This is a genomic window from Sphingopyxis sp. MWB1 (assembly GCF_000763945.1).
Lineage (GTDB): Bacteria > Pseudomonadota > Alphaproteobacteria > Sphingomonadales > Sphingomonadaceae > Sphingopyxis.
Genome location: NZ_JQFJ01000002.1, coordinates 1,628,302 through 1,644,877, shown reverse-complemented (window position 1 = coordinate 1,644,877; position 16,576 = coordinate 1,628,302). Strand labels below are relative to the sequence as shown.

17 protein-coding genes are annotated in these 16,576 nt (G+C 62.5%); 11 read left to right on the top strand and 6 right to left on the bottom strand.

Annotated features, from left to right (window positions below; all coding sequences use genetic code 11):
• Window position 1 precedes the first annotated feature (1 nt).
• The 5 genes from JV18_RS0108395 to JV18_RS0108375 form a co-directional block, all read right to left on the bottom strand.
• Window positions 2–388: a VOC family protein gene (locus tag JV18_RS0108395; RefSeq protein WP_033074154.1), complete on the bottom strand. Its 387-nt coding sequence runs from the start codon at window positions 386–388 to the stop codon at window positions 2–4.
• A gap of 30 nt (window positions 389–418) precedes the next feature.
• Window positions 419–1,567, bottom strand: a complete 1,149-nt coding sequence (locus tag JV18_RS0108390; RefSeq protein WP_052071834.1) for a cell wall hydrolase — start codon at window positions 1,565–1,567, stop codon at window positions 419–421.
• A gap of 113 nt (window positions 1,568–1,680) precedes the next feature.
• Complete coding sequence (locus JV18_RS0108385; RefSeq protein WP_235302997.1) at window positions 1,681–1,890, bottom strand: hypothetical protein; 210 nt, start codon at window positions 1,888–1,890, stop codon at window positions 1,681–1,683.
• A 223-nt stretch (window positions 1,891–2,113) separates the two neighbouring features.
• Window positions 2,114–2,374 carry a translation initiation factor IF-1 gene (gene infA, locus JV18_RS0108380; protein WP_033074152.1) on the bottom strand — a complete coding sequence of 87 codons (261 nt, stop codon included), beginning with the start codon at window positions 2,372–2,374 and terminating at the stop codon, window positions 2,114–2,116.
• A 2-nt stretch (window positions 2,375–2,376) separates the two neighbouring features.
• Window positions 2,377–2,583 carry a cold-shock protein gene (locus JV18_RS0108375; RefSeq protein WP_033074151.1) on the bottom strand — a complete coding sequence of 69 codons (207 nt, stop codon included), beginning with the start codon at window positions 2,581–2,583 and terminating at the stop codon, window positions 2,377–2,379.
• A 600-nt stretch (window positions 2,584–3,183) separates the two neighbouring features.
• Between JV18_RS0108375 and rimP the strand changes: the two genes are divergently transcribed.
• The 5 genes from rimP (at window position 3,184) to rbfA (ending at window position 9,257) form a co-directional block, all read left to right on the top strand.
• Window positions 3,184–3,729, top strand: coding sequence for a ribosome maturation protein RimP (rimP, locus tag JV18_RS0108365; RefSeq protein WP_033075131.1), 546 nt, complete (start codon window positions 3,184–3,186; stop codon window positions 3,727–3,729).
• On the top strand, window positions 3,729–5,378 hold the full coding sequence (nusA, locus tag JV18_RS0108360) for a transcription termination factor NusA (protein ID WP_033074149.1): 1,650 nt from the start codon (window positions 3,729–3,731) through the stop codon (window positions 5,376–5,378). Before rimP ends, nusA begins: the two co-directional genes overlap by 1 nt.
• Window positions 5,359–6,117, top strand: a complete 759-nt coding sequence (locus tag JV18_RS0108355) for a DUF448 domain-containing protein (protein ID WP_052071833.1) — start codon at window positions 5,359–5,361, stop codon at window positions 6,115–6,117. Before nusA ends, JV18_RS0108355 begins: the two co-directional genes overlap by 20 nt.
• Window positions 6,118–6,134: 17 nt before the next feature.
• Window positions 6,135–8,693 (top strand): translation initiation factor IF-2, encoded by a 2,559-nt coding sequence (gene infB, locus JV18_RS0108350; protein ID WP_033074148.1) that lies wholly within the window; start codon window positions 6,135–6,137, stop codon window positions 8,691–8,693.
• 162 nt (window positions 8,694–8,855) lie between these two features.
• Complete coding sequence (gene rbfA / locus JV18_RS0108345; protein WP_033074147.1) at window positions 8,856–9,257, top strand: 30S ribosome-binding factor RbfA; 402 nt, start codon at window positions 8,856–8,858, stop codon at window positions 9,255–9,257.
• Window positions 9,258–9,341: 84 nt separating this feature from the next.
• On the opposite strand, the gene JV18_RS0108340 is transcribed toward rbfA, so the two are convergent.
• Complete coding sequence (locus JV18_RS0108340) at window positions 9,342–10,943, bottom strand: AbgT family transporter (protein WP_033074146.1); 1,602 nt, start codon at window positions 10,941–10,943, stop codon at window positions 9,342–9,344.
• A gap of 56 nt (window positions 10,944–10,999) precedes the next feature.
• Here JV18_RS0108340 and JV18_RS0108335 point away from each other — a divergent pair, with 56 nt between their 5' ends.
• The 6 genes from JV18_RS0108335 to pnp all read left to right on the top strand — a co-directional run bounded on the left by JV18_RS0108335 (window position 11,000) and on the right by pnp (window position 16,459).
• The gene (locus JV18_RS0108335; RefSeq protein WP_033074145.1) at window positions 11,000–11,590 is read left to right on the top strand and encodes a thymidine kinase; all 591 of its coding nucleotides are present in this window, start codon (window positions 11,000–11,002) and stop codon (window positions 11,588–11,590) included.
• The gene (locus tag JV18_RS0108330) at window positions 11,583–12,140 is read left to right on the top strand and encodes a GNAT family N-acetyltransferase (protein ID WP_033074144.1); all 558 of its coding nucleotides are present in this window, start codon (window positions 11,583–11,585) and stop codon (window positions 12,138–12,140) included. Before JV18_RS0108335 ends, JV18_RS0108330 begins: the two co-directional genes overlap by 8 nt.
• 59 nt (window positions 12,141–12,199) lie before the next feature.
• Complete coding sequence (locus tag JV18_RS0108325; RefSeq protein WP_052071832.1) at window positions 12,200–12,622, top strand: DUF6491 family protein; 423 nt, start codon at window positions 12,200–12,202, stop codon at window positions 12,620–12,622.
• Window positions 12,623–12,654: 32 nt separating this feature from the next.
• Window positions 12,655–13,611, top strand: a complete 957-nt coding sequence (truB, locus tag JV18_RS0108320) for a tRNA pseudouridine(55) synthase TruB (RefSeq protein ID WP_033074143.1) — start codon at window positions 12,655–12,657, stop codon at window positions 13,609–13,611.
• Window positions 13,612–13,636: 25 nt separating this feature from the next.
• The gene (gene rpsO, locus JV18_RS0108315; RefSeq protein WP_033074142.1) at window positions 13,637–13,906 is read left to right on the top strand and encodes a 30S ribosomal protein S15; all 270 of its coding nucleotides are present in this window, start codon (window positions 13,637–13,639) and stop codon (window positions 13,904–13,906) included.
• Window positions 13,907–14,155: 249 nt separating this feature from the next.
• Window positions 14,156–16,459 carry a polyribonucleotide nucleotidyltransferase gene (gene pnp / locus JV18_RS0108310; RefSeq protein WP_033074141.1) on the top strand — a complete coding sequence of 768 codons (2,304 nt, stop codon included), beginning with the start codon at window positions 14,156–14,158 and terminating at the stop codon, window positions 16,457–16,459.
• Window positions 16,460–16,576: the final 117 nt, after the last annotated feature.

Genomic DNA, 16,576 nt, shown 5'->3' with positions numbered 1-16,576 from the left:
ATCAACCCGTTGGCGGCTCCCATAATTCGATCGGATTGCCTTCCGGATCATGGACGCGGGCAAAGCGTCCGATGGCGGGGTCGTCCCATTCCTTCTTGGTGATGATCTCCTCGCCCGCAGCGCGAAAGGGCGCCAGCACGGCGTCGAGGTCGTCGACGCGCAAATTGATCATGAACTGCCGGTCAGCGGGGAAATAGTCGCTATCGGCCTTGAAGGGCGCAAAGACCAGCGGCCCGGATGCGACCTGCCACATCCACTCGTTCGCCGGCATATCGGCATCGGCGACGCATCCCGCGCCGACGCCAAGGCGCTCGCGATACCAGCGGCCCAGGGCGTCCGGATCGCGCGCGCGAAAGAATAAACCACCTATTCCCTTTACATGAGCCATGAGTCCCTCCCTCTTGGAAGGGGCATGATATCAGCGAATCCATTCTCCGCTGCCCTTATATTCATCGCGTATTTGCCCGGACTGGTTGAGCCGGGGATCGGTATAGGTTGGCGCGGGCGCTGCCGCCTTGGCGGGTGCGGGGCTGCTGCCCGCCGCCCGGTCCTGCGGCGCGATGGCGGCGGGCAGGGGCGCGGGGCCGCTTGCCGGAAGGGTGGCGGCGCTGCTCTCGATCGCCGAGGCAGCGGGGGTGGACAGGGCCGCGGCGCCCTGACCCTTCAGGATCGCCAGTTGCTGCGCGACCGGCATATAGGGACCGGGCACCGGTTCACGCCCCGGATAGGGCGCGCGAAACGCATCGGGCATTCCCCAGCGGCCGCGCCAGCGGTGGAAAATATGCGCGCCGACGATGTTGGTCATCACCAGGCTTTTGCCCCAGCGCGGCCAGATGGCGGTGGTGTGATAATGGGTGGCGAGGCCGACCTTCGGAAACACCGCGCCGCCGAGTGCCGCCGAGGCGACGCGGCTCGCGCGCAGCCAGTTGTCGCGGCTGGGCTTGCGGGCCATCGCGCCATCGCAGGAGAAGGTGAACTGGCACACGCCCGCACGCTGTGATCCCTGAAAGACGACACCGCACACGCTGTTGGGAAAGCTGGGGTGGCGCACACGGTTGAGCACGGTTTGCGCGACGCCGCGCATTCCGTCGTCGGTTTCGGACGCGGCCTCATAATAAATGGCGGCCGTCAGGCAATAATGGGCGCGTTCGCGGTCGAGCGCGGTAGCCCCGCGGAACGCATAGCTTTTGGCAGGGGGGCCGACGAAGGCCTGATCGCGCAAGCTGCCGGGGTCCACGGGCGGCTCACCCGAAGCTTCGGAAAAATCGACGCTGCGCGGATCGGGCAGGCTGGGATCCAATTTGAGCGCATCGCTGTAAGTCGCAGAGTTCATGAGGGCCCAGCGTTCGGGATCATGCGGTTTGAAATCGACCGGCACACTGACCTGATAGGGCGCAAAAAAAGAGGAAGCCCGCAGCTTTCCGCTCGACAGCAGCATGATCAGGCAGGCCGCCGCAACGGCCACGCCCAATGCAATCCAGAAGTTACGGCCCGGTCCTGACGAATTCTCGCCCGGAACAGGGTCGCGCCACGCGGAGCGGGCATCAAGGGCGAGTTCGCTTTTCATATGTGCATAAAATCTGATCGGTCGCCCACGAATCATTGCATTGCCGGGGCGAGACTATCTTATGCGCATAATCGCCAAGAAAGTGTTGCAGTTTAGGAAGCGGTGCTCGCCCGCTAAATGTTCGGCTCGTCCGTTCCCGGCGGAACGGCAGCGGCCTTGTTTTCGCGCGCTGAGCGGGCGCTTTCGGTGCGGACCAGCTTGTCCGCCATTGCCTGCCATGCCGCGGCGGCGCGCATATTGCGTTCCCGAACCTGAACCAGCGAGGCGTTTGCCGCATCGTCCCGGCATTTTTCAGCCTGGGTCCGATAGAATTGGCTGGTCATCGACATGAGAATACCTTGTGATGCGTTCAATCAACCATGTCGGCGATGAGCCGACGAAGTTCATAACGGCTGAGCGTTGGCGAGGGCCGACCCTGATGCAAGAAGGCGGCGGGCGTCGCTTTTCCAGGCGCCAGCAATTGAGCCGCGCGCGAACGAAAAGAAAAAGAAGTTGTAGGTTGCATAATTATTTCTGTTTTTATGTAAAAGTGCGGCGGGGCGAGCGCTAACGATGTTTTCGAGAACCGCCGCCACCGGGGCCGCCAGGACCGCGTTCACGATAAACGACGCGGCCTTTGGTGAGGTCATAGGGGGTCATTTCGACCCGTACGGCATCGCCTACGACCGATCGGATACGAAAACGACGCATCCGACCGGCGGTATAGGCGATTATGCGATGACCATTTTCCAGCACGACGCCGAAACGGCCATCGGGCAGGATTTCATCAATCGTGCCATCAAGACTGATGGCTTCCTCTTTGGCCAAAATCAGGCCTGTGCGAGGTTGATCGCAGATTCTTTGCCGTTGCGACCGGTTTCCAGTTCATAGGACAGGCGCTGCTCTTTCTCGAGCGTGTGCATGCCAGCATTCTGAACTGCGGTGATATGGACAAAGCTGTCACCCGAACCATCTTCGTTCGCGATGAAGCCATAACCCTTGTCGGCGTTGAAAAATTTTACGGTGCCAATCGGCATGAGTGTTTCCTTTCACGAAAACATAGAATGTCGCCCGGCAACAGCGCCGGACGAGCTGGTAGCATGTGAAGGGAAGTCTCAGCCAAAGGCATCAATTTCCGTCGCAGGCGACGTTAGCAAGATGGCATATGCGGCCCCATGGAAGAAAAGTCAAATTTTCTCTTTAAATAGAAAATGAGGAAGGCTTGGCGGAAAGGGCAAAAAAAGACGTAATTCTCCCGCAGGCAAGCTGAAATATTTTGTGATGGATACGCGATATTCCTCATTCCCTGTGCAGGATATTTGGAACCGCGCACCATTTCTCTGGATCGATTCTTAAGCCATCTCGAATGCCCATTGCCCCGATGAGGCGCACTATGGCGTCCCTCGCGGCGGAGACGGGGAGGATGTGCGGTAAGCTGCGGGGCAGGCGCTTTTCCGCGTGATTATCCGCTGCCCGGCTCACGCTCTTCGCCATTGACTTCTCCCTTGCTCTTGTCCCCGCTGCAGTTTATACGCGCCTCTACTTCTTGACATGGCTAGCCAGTTGGGACGTCGGGGCCGCAGGCCGCGGCGGCTTTTCCTGCATGGTTTGTCGGTCGTTCCACGCGGGATATGAATTTGGTCGATTTTGACGCCCTCAATGCGATTATCGCACCCGAAGCCGAGGCAATGGGCCTGGCGCTTGTGCGCGTCGCTTTCTTCGGCGGCGATAGCGATCCGACCTTGCAGGTGATGGCGGAGCGTCCGGATACGCGTCAGTTGACGATCGAAGATTGCGCTGATCTGTCGCGGCGCATTTCGGAAAAGCTCGACGCGCTTGAAGAAGCGGGCAAGGATCCGATCGAGGGCGCCTATCGACTGGAAGTGTCCTCGCCCGGCATCGACCGGCCCCTCACGCGCATGGCCGACTTTGCCGACTGGGCGGGGCATGAGGCAAAAGTGACGCTGAAGGAAAAACGCGACGGGCGTCAGCGCTTCAACGGCACCCTTCTCGGCCTTGATGGCGAGAATGTCATGATTTTGGATAAGGAAGAGGTCGAGCATAAGCTGCCTTTCGACGATATCGAAACGGCGAAGCTGGTGCTGACCGACAAGTTAATTGCCGCAACCGTTCCGCTCTCGATCGAGGGCGCCGACGAAATGGAAGAAGAAGGACAGGACTGATGGCCACTGCCATTTCCGCCAACAAGGCCGAACTGCTTGCCATTGCCAATTCGGTGGCCAGCGAAAAGATGATCGACAAGGCGATCGTCATTGAGGCGATCGAGGAAGCGATCCAGCGTGCGGCACGCGCCCGCTATGGCGCTGAAAACGACATTCGCGCCAAGCTCGACCCGCAGACGGGCGACCTGCGCCTGTGGCGCGTCGTCGAAGTCGTCGAACAGGTCGATGATTATTTCAAGCAGGTCGACCTGGCGCAGGGGCAGAAGCTGCAAAAGGATGCGAAGGTTGGCGATTTTATCGTCGATCCGCTTCCCGCGGTCGACCTTGGCCGTATTGACGCCCAGTCGGCAAAGCAGGTGATCTTCCAAAAGGTCCGCGAAGCCGACCGCGAGCGCCAGTTTGAAGAGTTCAAGGACCGCGCGGGTGAAATCATCACCGGCGTCGTCAAGTCGGTCGAGTTTGGCCATATCGTCGTCAACCTCGGCCGTGCCGAAGGCGTGATCCGCCGCGACCAGCAGATCCCGCGCGAATTGATGCGCGTCGGCGACCGCGTTCGTGCGCTCATTCTGTCGGTGCGCCGCGAAAATCGCGGACCGCAGATTTTCCTCAGCCGCGCGCACCCCGATTTCATGAAAAAGCTGTTCGCGCAGGAAGTGCCCGAAATTTACGACGGCATCATCGAGATCAAGGCCGCCGCCCGCGATCCGGGCAGCCGCGCGAAGATCGGCGTCATCAGCTATGATGGCAGCATCGACCCCGTCGGCGCCTGCGTCGGCATGAAGGGCAGCCGCGTTCAGGCGGTGGTGCAGGAAATGCAGGGCGAAAAGATCGACATCATTCCCTGGTCCGAAGATACGGCGACCTTCGTCGTCAACGCGCTTCAGCCCGCGACGGTGCAGCGCGTCGTCATCGACGAGGATGACAGCCGCATCGAAGTCGTCGTTCCCGACGATCAGTTGAGCCTTGCGATCGGGCGCCGCGGCCAGAATGTTCGTCTCGCAAGCCAGCTTACCGGCCGCCAGATCGACATCATGACCGAGGCGGATGCGAGCGAAAAGCGCCAGCGCGAATTTGTCGAGCGGTCGACGATGTTCCAGGAAGAGCTGGACGTCGATGAAACGCTGGCACAGCTTCTGGTCGCCGAAGGCTTTGGCGAGCTGGAAGAGGTCGCCTATGTCGGCCTCGACGAACTGGCGAGCATCGAAGGCTTTGACGACGAGCTGGCCGAAGAGCTGCAGAGCCGCGCGAGCGAAGCGCTGGAGCGCCGTGAAGAAGCCGCGCGCGAAGAGCGCCGTGGTCTCGGCGTCGAAGATGCGCTGGCCGAGATTCCGCATCTGACCGAAGCGATGCTGGTCACACTCGGCAAGGCGGGCATCAAGACGCTCGACGATCTCGCTGATCTTGCGACAGACGAACTCATCGCCAAGAAGCGGCAGGATAATCGCCGTGGTCCCGCGCGCAGCGAACGCGCCGAGGACAAGGGCGGTGTGCTTGGCGAATATGGCCTGAGCGAAGAGCAGGGCAACGAGATCATCATGGCGGCGCGCGCGCACTGGTTCGACGACGAGCCCGAAGCCGCGCCTGCCGATGCCGAAGCTTCGGCAGACGCGCAAACCGGGGAGGCCGCCGATGCGGACCCCGCGCAATGATCAGCTGAGCGACACCGACCGCGCGGGAAAGCGCGGCCAGCACACGCCCGAGCGACGCTGTGTCGTGACCGGCGAAGTTGCGCCAGCCGAAAGGCTGGTGCGGCTGGCGCTTGGGCCTGACGGGCTCGTTCTTCCCGATGTTCTGGGCAAGGCGCCCGGACGGGGGGGCTGGATCGGCGTGACGCGCGCCGAGCTGGAGGCGGCGCAGGCCAAGGGACGACTGCGCGGCGGATTGGCGCGCGCGCTCCACGATAATGGCTTTACCCTGCCCGACGATCTGGGCGAGCGGATCGCTGTCCAGCTTGAGCGCGCAACGCTGAGTCGGCTGGGGCTGGAGGCGCGCGCAGGTTTTCTGATCAGCGGTAGCGACCGCATCGAACAGGCCGCGCGGCGCGGGCAACTTCGCCAACTGCTTCATGCCGCCGATGCAGGCGAGGACGGGCGCCGAAAATTGGCCCAGGCCTGGCGCGTGGGAGAGGGTGAGGAAGGCTCGGGCCGCGAAGGCCTGGTCTTGCCGGTGGACCGACAGACCCTATCTATGGCATTGGGGCGTGAAAATGCGGTGCATCTGGGCTTTATCGACGCCCGCGCCGCCGACCGGGTGCTGGCGCATTTGACCCGCTGGCAGTTTTTCACCGGATGGAGTAGGGACGCGGCCAACCGTGGCCCTGATGGGGATTCCCGTAATGCGGGAGTGCGGGCAGAAGATTCGGGCGATGCCCGAAACGATGCGTTTTGAAGGAATGATGTTTTTCGATGAGTGACGAACAGGACAAACCGACCCGTAGCCGCAAGCCCCTTGGGCTGAAGCGGACGGTCGAGGCCGGACAGGTGCAGCAGCAATTCAGCCATGGTCGCCGCAATACGGTGGTGGTCGAGGTGAAGCGCCGCCGCGTCATCGGCCGCCCTGGTGAGGCTCCTCCCGCACCCGAAGCCGAAGAGGCGAAGGCCGCCCCCGCTCCCGCTCCCACCCCGGCTCCCAAGCCCGAGGCGGCGGCTCCCAAGCCCGTGCGCCGTGCGAGCGAGGCGGATACGCTGATGTCGCGTCAGGAACGTCAGGCGCAATTGCTGCGCGAGGCGGAAGAAGCGCGCCTCTCTGCGCTTGAAGAAGCGCGCCGCCGCGAAGAGGCCGAACGCGCCAAGGCCCTTGAGGAAGAAAAAGCCCGCGCTGCCGAAGCGCGCGCCGAAGCGCAGCAAAAGGAAGAGCCCGCGCCGGCACCGGACAAAGCACCCGCCAAGGCAGAAGACGCCAGTGCGGCTCCTGCGCCCGAAGCCGATGCTGCGGCGCCGACGCCCGCACCTGCTCCGGCTCCGCGCGCGGCAGCACCGGCTCCACGTCGTTTCACGCCGGTCGAGCCGCCCAAGCGGCCCGAACCCAAGCGTCCGGAATCGAAACCGAGCCGGGGCGGCGACAATCGCCGCCAGTCGGGCAAGCTGACCGTCACGCGCGCCCTTAACGAGGATGAAGGCGCGCGCGCCCGCAGCCTCGCCGCGCTCAAGCGCGCACGCGAAAAGGAAAAGCGTTCGCATCAGGTGTCGAGCGGTCCGCGCGAAAAGCAGGTGCGCGAAGTCATCGTTCCCGACACGATCACCGTGCAGGAACTGGCGAACCGCATGGCCGAAAAGGGCGCCGATCTCGTCAAGGCGCTGTTCAAGATGGGCATGCCGGTTACCGTCAACCAGACGATCGACCAGGACACCGCCGAACTGCTCGTCACCGAATTCGGGCATGAGATCAAGCGCGTCAGCGAAGGCGATATTGATATTCGTCATGACGAAGATGTTGACGATCCCAAGGATCTGAAGCCCCGCGCCCCCGTGGTCACGATTATGGGCCATGTCGACCATGGCAAGACCAGCCTGCTCGACGCGCTGCGCGGCGCGAATGTGCAGGCGGGCGAAGCCGGCGGCATCACCCAGCATATTGGCGCCTATCAGGTGAAGACGAAGGATGGCAGTGTCATTACCTTCCTCGATACGCCGGGCCACGAAGCCTTTACCGAGATGCGCGCGCGCGGCGCCAATGTCACCGACATCGCGATCCTGGTGGTCGCGGCCGATGACGGGATCAAGCCGCAGACGATCGAATCGATCAACCATGCGAAGGCCGCAGGGGTGCCGATCATCGTCGCGATCAACAAGGTCGACAAGGAAGGCGCGAACCCGCAGCGCGTGCGTGAGCGTCTGCTCGAGCATGAGATCATCGTCGAGGCGATGGGCGGCGACGTGCAGGATGTCGAGGTTTCGGCGCTCAAAAAGCAGAATCTCGACGGCTTGCTCGATGCCCTCGCGCTGCAAGCCGAAATCATGGAGCTGAAGGCGAACCCCGACCGCAATGCCGAAGGCACGGTGGTCGAAGCCAAGCTCGACAAGGGCCGCGGTCCGGTGGCGACGATCCTCGTTCGCCGCGGTACGCTCAAGGTTGGCGATGTCTTTGTCTGCGGCGCCGAAAGCGGCCGTGTCCGTGCGCTGATCGACGATCAGGGCAAGCAGGTGAAGGCGGCTGGCCCCTCGACGCCTGTCGAAGTGCTCGGCCTTGGCGGTGTGCCGATGGCGGGCGACACGCTCACTGTCGTCGAAAATGAAGGCCGTGCCCGCGAAGTCGCTGCCTATCGTCAGGAGCAGGCGCTCAAAAAGCGGACTGCGCAGGCGCCGGTCAGCCTGGAGGGCATGTTCTCCGCGCTGGCTGACAAGGCCAAGACGCTGGAATATCCGGTGGTCATCAAGGCCGATGTGCAGGGCAGCGTCGAAGCGATCGTCACCGCACTCAACAAGCTGTCGACCGACGAGATTCGCGTGCGCGTGCTCCATTCGGGCGCGGGCGCGATTACAGAAAGCGATGTGACGCTGGCGGCTTCGACCGGCGCGCCGATCATCGGTTTCAACGTCCGCCCGAATGCCAAGGCGCGCGAGATTGCGAACCGCGAAAAAGTCCGTTTCCTCTATTATGATGTCATTTATCATCTGACCGAGGAAGTCGCGAAGGAAATGGCTGGCGAGCTTGGCCCCGAACGCGTCGAGACCGTGGTTGGCCGCGCCGAAGTCAAGGATGTTTTCCCGGCCGGAAAGCGCGACAAGGCCGCCGGTCTGCTGGTCCTCGAAGGGACGATTCGCAAAGGGCTCCACGCGCGTCTTACCCGCGACGATGTCATCGTCTCGGCCACGACCATTGCATCGCTTCGCCGTTTCAAGGACGATGTCGCCGAAGTGCGCGCCGGTCTCGAATGCGGTGTCGTCTTGGCCGATACCAACGATATCAAGCCGGGCGACCACCTCGAAGTCTTCGAGGTCGAGGAACGCGAACGGACGTTGTAATCACCTTGCGCCCCCGCGAAAGCGGGGGCCAGAGTGGTCAGGGTAACGTGGAGCCGCTGCGCGCAATCGAAGAGATGAACCCCGCTGTGGAACGATCTATATCTGACATTGGCGCCGTAAAGCTCTCGACCCCCGTCTTCGCGCGGGCACATGGAGGGTGGCATGCGGCATAGCGAAAAATCCGAAGGTCCTTCCGTCCGCGTGTTGCGCGTAGGCGAACAGGTGCGCCATGTACTGAGCGAAATTCTCCAGCGCGGCGACGTCCATGACGATGTGCTGACCAAACATCCGGTCAGCATCACCGAAGTGCGCATGTCGCCTGATCTGCGTCATGCCACCGTTTTTGTGAAACCCTTGCTCGGCCGCGATGAAGAGGCCGTGATCAAGGCGCTCAGGACCAATACCGCCTATCTTCAGCGCGAGGTGGCGAGCCGCATCCGCATGAAATATGCGGCGAAGCTCAAATTCCTGCCCGACGAAAGCTTTGACGAGGCCAGCCATATCGACCGGCTGCTGCGCGACCCGAAAGTGGCGCGCGACCTTGAGGATCGCAGCGGGGACTAGGCTGAGCTCCTATCGGGTGCCGTGTCGCGTCCGCTACCGCTGACCGGTGCGCGGCCAGCGGTAGCTTCTGTCACCGATTCCAGATCACGGCGCCGATGCAGCGCTCGGCACCGGAATATGCACGCTTGCGCCCGGCCCGAGCGGCAGGTCGAGCCCGACCCACAGCACGACGATCGCCAACCCGCTGATCAGCAGCCCGATCGAATAGGGCAGCATCGTCGCGGCAAGGCTGCCCAGCCCGAAATTGGGCTGCCAGCGCTGGCAGAAGATCAGAATCAGCGGGAAATAGACCATCAGCGGGGTGATGATATTGGTCGCCCCGTCGCCGACGCGATAGGCCGCCGTGGTCATTTCGGCGCTGATGCCGAGCAGCATCAGCATCGGCACCATGACCGGAGCAAGCAGCGCCCATTTGGCGCTCGCCGACCCTACGAACAGGTTAAGCACAGCGGTCAGCAAGACGATGGCGCCCAGCAGCAACGGCGCGGGCAGGTCCATGGCACGCAAACCATCCGCGCCATGCACGGCGAGGATCAACCCCAGATTGGACCAGGCGAACATGGCGACAAAATGCGCTGCGGCAAAAGCAAGGACGAGATAATAGGCCATGTCGCCCATCGACTCGCTCATCATCTTGACGAGGTCGCGATGATTGCCGACCACCCCCGTCGCGCGGCCATAGGCCCAGCCGGCCAGAAGGAAGAGCAGGAAGAATCCAGCCACCAGCGAACGATAAAAGGGCGAAAGCTGCGCTTCGGGCGGCGCGGTTTCGTCGATTAGCGGCGTGCCGGGGCCAAAGGTAAAGAGCAGCCACAGGCCAACGACGAACAACATCGCCAGTCCGGCATGGCGCAGCCCCTTGCGTTCAGCATCGGTCAGCGGACGATCGCGTTCGCCGGCCTCGCCCGTTGCTGCGGCGCCTGCCGGCACATATTGACCCAGGCGGGGTTCAATGATGCGGTCGGTGACATACCAGATGACGGGCAGAAAGATGAACAGCATCGTCGCGATAAAATACCAATTGCCCGCAATATTCGCCTGCCAGTCGCCAAACACGGTTTCGACTGCCGCCTCGGTAATGCCGAACAGCAACGCGTCGAGTTGGCCCGGTAAAAGATTAGCCGAAAAGCCGCCCGACACGCCCGCAAAGGCGGCGGCTATACCGGCAACGGGATGACGTCCGGCGGCATGGTAAATGACGGCGGCGAGCGGGATCAGCACGACATAAGCGGCATCGGCGGCCAGATTGCCCATCATTGCCACCAATGCCACCAGCGGGGTGAGCAGCGCGGGCGACGCCCCGCGTACGCTGGCGCGCATCGCGGTGCCGAACAGGCCGCTGCGTTCGGCCACCCCGGCCCCCAGCATGACGACGAGCACATAGCCGAGCGGATGAAAATGGGTGAAGGTCACGGGCATATCGACCCACAGCCGCGCGATATTTTCGGGGCTGAGCAGGCTGGTTGCGGCGATTACTTTCTGACGCCCCGTTTCGGGGTCGATTTCGGTCGGATGAAGCGCCGACCAGCCCGCGGCTGCGGCGATGGCCGACAGCACGACCAGCCCCGCGACCAGCCACAGGAACAGGACGACCGGATCGGGCAAGCGATTACCCACCCGCTCAATCCATCCCAAAATACCCTTTTGCGGGGGAAGGGCGGCGTTGGGGGCGGGCGATGCGGTCATGGAAATCCTCTGCTCTATCCTGTTGTCGTCCAGGCGGTGGCCACTATAGCCAGCAAATGGCCAAGCTCTATTTTTATTATGCCAGCATGAACGCCGGCAAATCGACGACGCTGCTGCAAGCCGACTTCAACTATCGCGAGCGCGGCATGGAGACAATGCTTTGGACGGCCGCGCTCGACGATCGTTATGGCGCGGGGCAGGTGACGAGCCGTATCGGCCTGATGGCCGAGGCGCATAAATTCAGCCCCGACAGCGACATTTGGGCGGAAAGCATGGCCGAGCACGCACGGCGACCGCTCGCCTGCCTGCTGGTCGATGAAGCGCAGTTTCTGACGCGCGAACAGGTGTTCCAGCTCGCGCGCCTTGCCGATGAGGCGAATATTCCCGTACTCTGCTATGGACTGCGCACCGATTTTGCTGCGCAGCTTTTTCCCGGCTCGGCGGCCTTGCTGGGCATTGCCGACGCGCTCGTCGAGCTCAAGGCGGTGTGCGAATGCGGGCGCAAGGCGACGATGAACTTGCGCGTCGACGAACAGGGCCGGGCGGTGGTGGAGGGGGCGCAAACCGAAATCGGCGGCAACGACCGCTATGTCGCCATGTGCCGCCGCCATTTCATGCAAAAGCGCCGCGAGGTGAGCGATGCTTGATCAACTCTATGTCGAACTCGGCAATGGTGAATTGCGGCTCGTCAAGCTGGCCGAAGCGCATCGCGAAGCCCTGCGCGCGGTGTGCGCCGCCGATCTGGACATCTGGCCGATTTATTCGTCGAGCTATGATCCCGATCATTTCGATGCCAGCTTCAACGCGCTGCTGAGCCATGACAAGCGCATGCCCTATGCCGTGTTGCTGAACGAAAGGCTCGTGGGGATGACCGCCTGGCTGCGGCCTGATCCTTCGGCGCAGACGGTCGAGATCGGCAACAGCTTTCTCGATCCGGCGCTGCGCGGCTCCGGCCTCAATGACCGGATGAAGGCGTTGATGATCGACCATGCTTTTGGCGTCGGTATCCGCCGGATCGAATTTCGGATCGACGAGCGCAATCGGCGCAGTCAAGCAGCGGTGGCCAAGCTCGGCTGCACCAAGGAAGGCGTGCTGCGCGCCGAACGTATCACCTGGACCGGCTTTGTGCGCGATTGCGGCCTGTGGTCGCTGCTTGCCGAGGAATGGAAGGGCCGGGTCAGCGCCGGTTCAGCTTGAAATGCTAAAGGAAAGGGCAGGGCCAGGGTCTTGAAACAGGTAAAAGAAAGACTCGAATAATGACACGGAATATCATGCTTGCGCTGGCCGCCGCCTTTCTCCCTCTCACCGGGGCGGCGGCATTTGAACCTGCAAAAGCTGACACGCAGCAGCAGCGCGTCCTTGGTGAAGAGGCGGGGATTGTGTTCCCCAGCAACAGCTCGATTCGCAACTGGCGCGCCGACCGGGATCGGGGCGTCTGGATTCAGGATCGCCGCGGTGACTGGTATTATGGCCAGTTCGCCGGCATTTGCCGCGATGCCGATTTTGCCCAGGCGATTGGCGTCGATACCCGCGGCACCTCGCGCCTCGACCGCTTTTCGACGATCATCGTTCGCGGTGAACGCTGCCCGCTTTCGTCCTTTGTGACCTCTGACGGTCCCCCGTCGAAGCGCGACAAGGCAAAGGATGTCATGGACACAGAAAAGTCCAAGGCAAATTGACAGAAGGGCTTCGGCCCTTCTAGCGGGCCGGAATGAACGGCTGGATCATATTGGACAAACCTGTGGGCCTCGGCTCGACCCAGGCGGTGGGCGCGGTCAAGCGCGTCTGCCGCGAGGCCGGGCTGGGCAAGGTGAAGGTCGGCCATGGCGGCACGCTCGACCCCCTCGCGTGCGGCGTGCTGCCGATTGCGCTGGGCGAGGCGACCAAGCTTTGCGGGCGGATGCTCGATGCCAGCAAAATCTATGATTTCACCATCGCCTTCGGAACCGAGACCGCCGGGCTTGATGCCGAGGGCGAAGTGGTCGCGACCAGCGATGTGCGGCCGACGCTTGCTGATATCGAAGCTGTTCTGCCGCGCTTCACCGGGGCGATCGAACAGGTGCCGCCGGCCTATTCGGCGATCAAGATCGACGGTCAGCGCGCCTATGACCGCGCCCGCAAGGGCGAAGCGGTGGAGATGAAGGCGCGGGCGGTGACGATCCATTCCCTTCGTCATGCCGGACTGGATCCGGCATCCATTGCCGCGGGCGTTGAATGGACCCCGGATCCAGTCCGGGGTGACGAGGGCGGGGAAGGGAAGCTTGAATCGATTACCCTCACCGCCCATGTGTCGAAGGGCACCTATATCCGCAGCCTTGCGCGCGATATTGCCCGCGCCGTGGGCAGCGTTGGTCATGTCACCATGCTCCGCCGCACCAAAGCAGGGCCGTTTGCGCTCGATCAGGCGATTTCGCTGGACAAATTGAACGCTTTCGGCCAAGGCGCCGCGCAATCAGATTTCATTCTGCCGCTCGAGGCAGGGCTGGTCGACATCCCGGCTCTTGACCTTTCCCCGGAAGCGGCAGGGGCGATCCGTCAGGGTCGTGTCTGGACCGGGGTTAGCACGCACGACGGGCTTCACTGGGCAAGGGATAGCGAAATGCGCCCCGTCGCCCTGGTTGAAGTTTCAGCCGGAACGCTGAAAATCGTGCGCGGCTTTAATTTGTAAGCATCGATGTCGAAGGAAGAATGACATGTCGATTACCGCTGAGCGCAAGGCCGAACTGATCAAGGAACATGCGCGCGACACGGGTGACACGGGTTCGCCCGAAGTGCAGGTCGCGATCCTGACCGATCGCATCAACACGCTGACCGAGCATTTCAAGTCGCACCACAAGGATAATCACAGCCGCCGCGGGCTGCTGATGATGGTCAACAAGCGTCGCAGCCTGCTCGACTATCTGAAGAAAAAGGATGAGGGGCGTTACACCGACCTCATCGCGAAGCTGGGTCTTCGCAAATAAGAATAGAGAGGGCGGCTCCGGGTTCGGAGCCGCTTTCATTTTGTGTATCTCGGCCAATGCCGGGATCCAGGGCGGCCTCGCGCCGTACCGTGGATATGGGCCCCGGTATTCGCCGGGGAACAGGAAGGGGCTTCCCGCATCCGGCGGGTTCGCCATTTGGGGCAGACCGACGCCCCGCACCGCCCGGGCCGGATTGCCCGGAAAAAGAGGCCCCGCCCGGCATAGGGCCCGGCGGGCGAAGGAAAATGCATGTTTGATGTGAAGAAAGTATCGATCGAGTGGGGCGGTGAAACGCTGACCCTCGAAACGGGCAAGGTTGCCCGTCAGGCCGATGGCGCCGTCATGGCGACCCTTGGCGAAACCGTTGTCCTGTGCGCGGTGACCGCCGCCAAGACGGTGAAGGAAGGACAGGATTTCTTCCCGCTCACCGTTCACTATCAGGAAAAATACTCGGCTGCCGGACGCATTCCGGGCGGCTTTTTCAAGCGCGAACGCGGCGCGACCGAAAAGGAAACGCTGGTTTCCCGCCTGATCGACCGTCCGATCCGCCCGCTGTTCCCCGAAGGTTTCTATAACGAAATCAACGCTATCGCTCAGGTTCTGAGCTATGATGGCCATAATGAGCCTGACATTCTGGCGATGGTTGCGGCCTCGGCTGCGCTCACCATTTCGGGCGTGCCCTTCATGGGCCCGATCGGCGCCGCGCGCGTCGGCTATGTCGATGGCGAATATATCCTCAACCCCACCGACGAGCAGGTTGCCGAAGGCGACCTCGACCTTGTCGTCGCTGCGACGCATGACGCGGTGATGATGGTCGAATCCGAAGCCAATGAGCTGTCGGAAGAGGTCATGCTTGGCGCCGTGATGTTCGCGCACGATGCGTGCCGCGACGTCGTGAAGGCGATCATCAGCCTCGCTGAACAGGCCGCCAAGGAGCCTTGGGAAATCGCATCGTCGGACGACAATGCCGCGCTGAAGGACAAGCTGAAAAAGCTGATCGGCAAGGACATTGCCGCCGCCTACAAGCTCACCGACAAGTCGGCGCGCTCGAACGCGCTCAACGAAGCGCGCGCGAAGGCGAAGGAACAGTTCACCGCCGACGGGCTTGAGCCGCAGCAGGTGATGGCGGGCATCAAGCTCACCAAGAAGCTTGAAGCCGAAATCGTCCGCAGCGCCATCCTCAAGGAAGGCAAGCGCATCGACGGCCGCACCACGACGGAAATCCGTCCGATTGTCGCTGAAACCCACTTCCTGCCCCGCGCGCACGGCTCGGCGCTGTTCACCCGCGGCGAGACGCAGACGATCGCGACCTGCACGCTCGGCACCAAGGATGCGGAACAGATGATCGACGGCCTTAACGGCCTGTCGTATCAGAATTTCATGCTGCACTATAACTTCCCGCCCTATTCGGTCGGCGAAGTCGGCCGCTTCGGCGCGCCGGGCCGCCGCGAAGTCGGCCACGGCAAGCTGGCATGGCGTGCGCTGCACCCCGTGCTGCCGACGAAGGACGAGTTCCCCTATACGATCCGCCTGACCAGCGACATCACCGAATCAAACGGTTCGTCGTCGATGGCGTCGGTGTGCGGCGGGTCGCTGTCGATGATGGACGCCGGCGTGCCGATCAAGCGCCCCGTGTCGGGCATCGCGATGGGCCTGATCCTTGAAGGCAAGGATTATGCGATCCTGTCGGATATTCTCGGCGACGAGGATCATCTCGGCGACATGGACTTCAAGGTCGCGGGCACGTCCGAAGGCATCACCACGATGCAGATGGACATCAAGATTGCGGGCATCACGCGCGAAATCTTTGAAGCCGCTTTGAACCAGGCGAAGGAAGGCCGCGCGCACATCCTCGGCGAAATGGCCAAGGCGCTGGGCGAAGCCCGCACCGAGCTGTCGGCGCACGCACCGCGCATCGAAACGATGCAGATCGACAAGGCGAAGATTCGCGACGTCATCGGCACCGGCGGCAAGGTGATCCGCGAGATCGTCGCAACGACGGGCGCGAAGGTCGATATCGACGACGAAGGGCTGATCAAGATCAGCTCGTCGGACCTCGACCAGATCGAAGCTGCACGCAAGTGGATCGCGGGCATCGTCGAGGAAGCCGAAGTCGGCAAAATCTATGACGGCAAGGTCGTCAACCTCGTCGATTTCGGTGCGTTCGTGAATTTCATGGGCGGCAAGGACGGTCTCGTCCACGTCAGCGAAATCCGCAACGAGCGCGTCGAAAAGGTCGCCGATGTCCTGTCCGAAGGTCAGGAAGTCAAGGTCAAGGTGCTCGAGATCGACCCGCGCGGCAAGGTCCGCCTGTCGATGCGCGTCGTTGACCAGGAAACCGGCGAGGAACTCGAAGACACCCGCCCCGCGCGCGAACCGCGCGGTGATCGCGGACCCCGCGGCGACCGTGGACGTGACGGCGAAGGCCGGGGCGACCGTGGCCGCGGTGGACGCGGTCCGCGCCGTGATGGCGAAGGCCGTGGCCCGCGCCGCGACCGGGCCGATAATGTCCCTGAAGATCAAGGCCATGTGCCCGATTTTCTGAAGGACTGATCGGGTCACTCTGAAACAGGAAAAGGGGTCGCGCTTGCGGCCCCTTTTTCTTTGCCGCGTTAGAAAGTCTGAACGCCAGATAAGCGGCAGGTTCAGCACGGCGTCACCGCGCCTTGG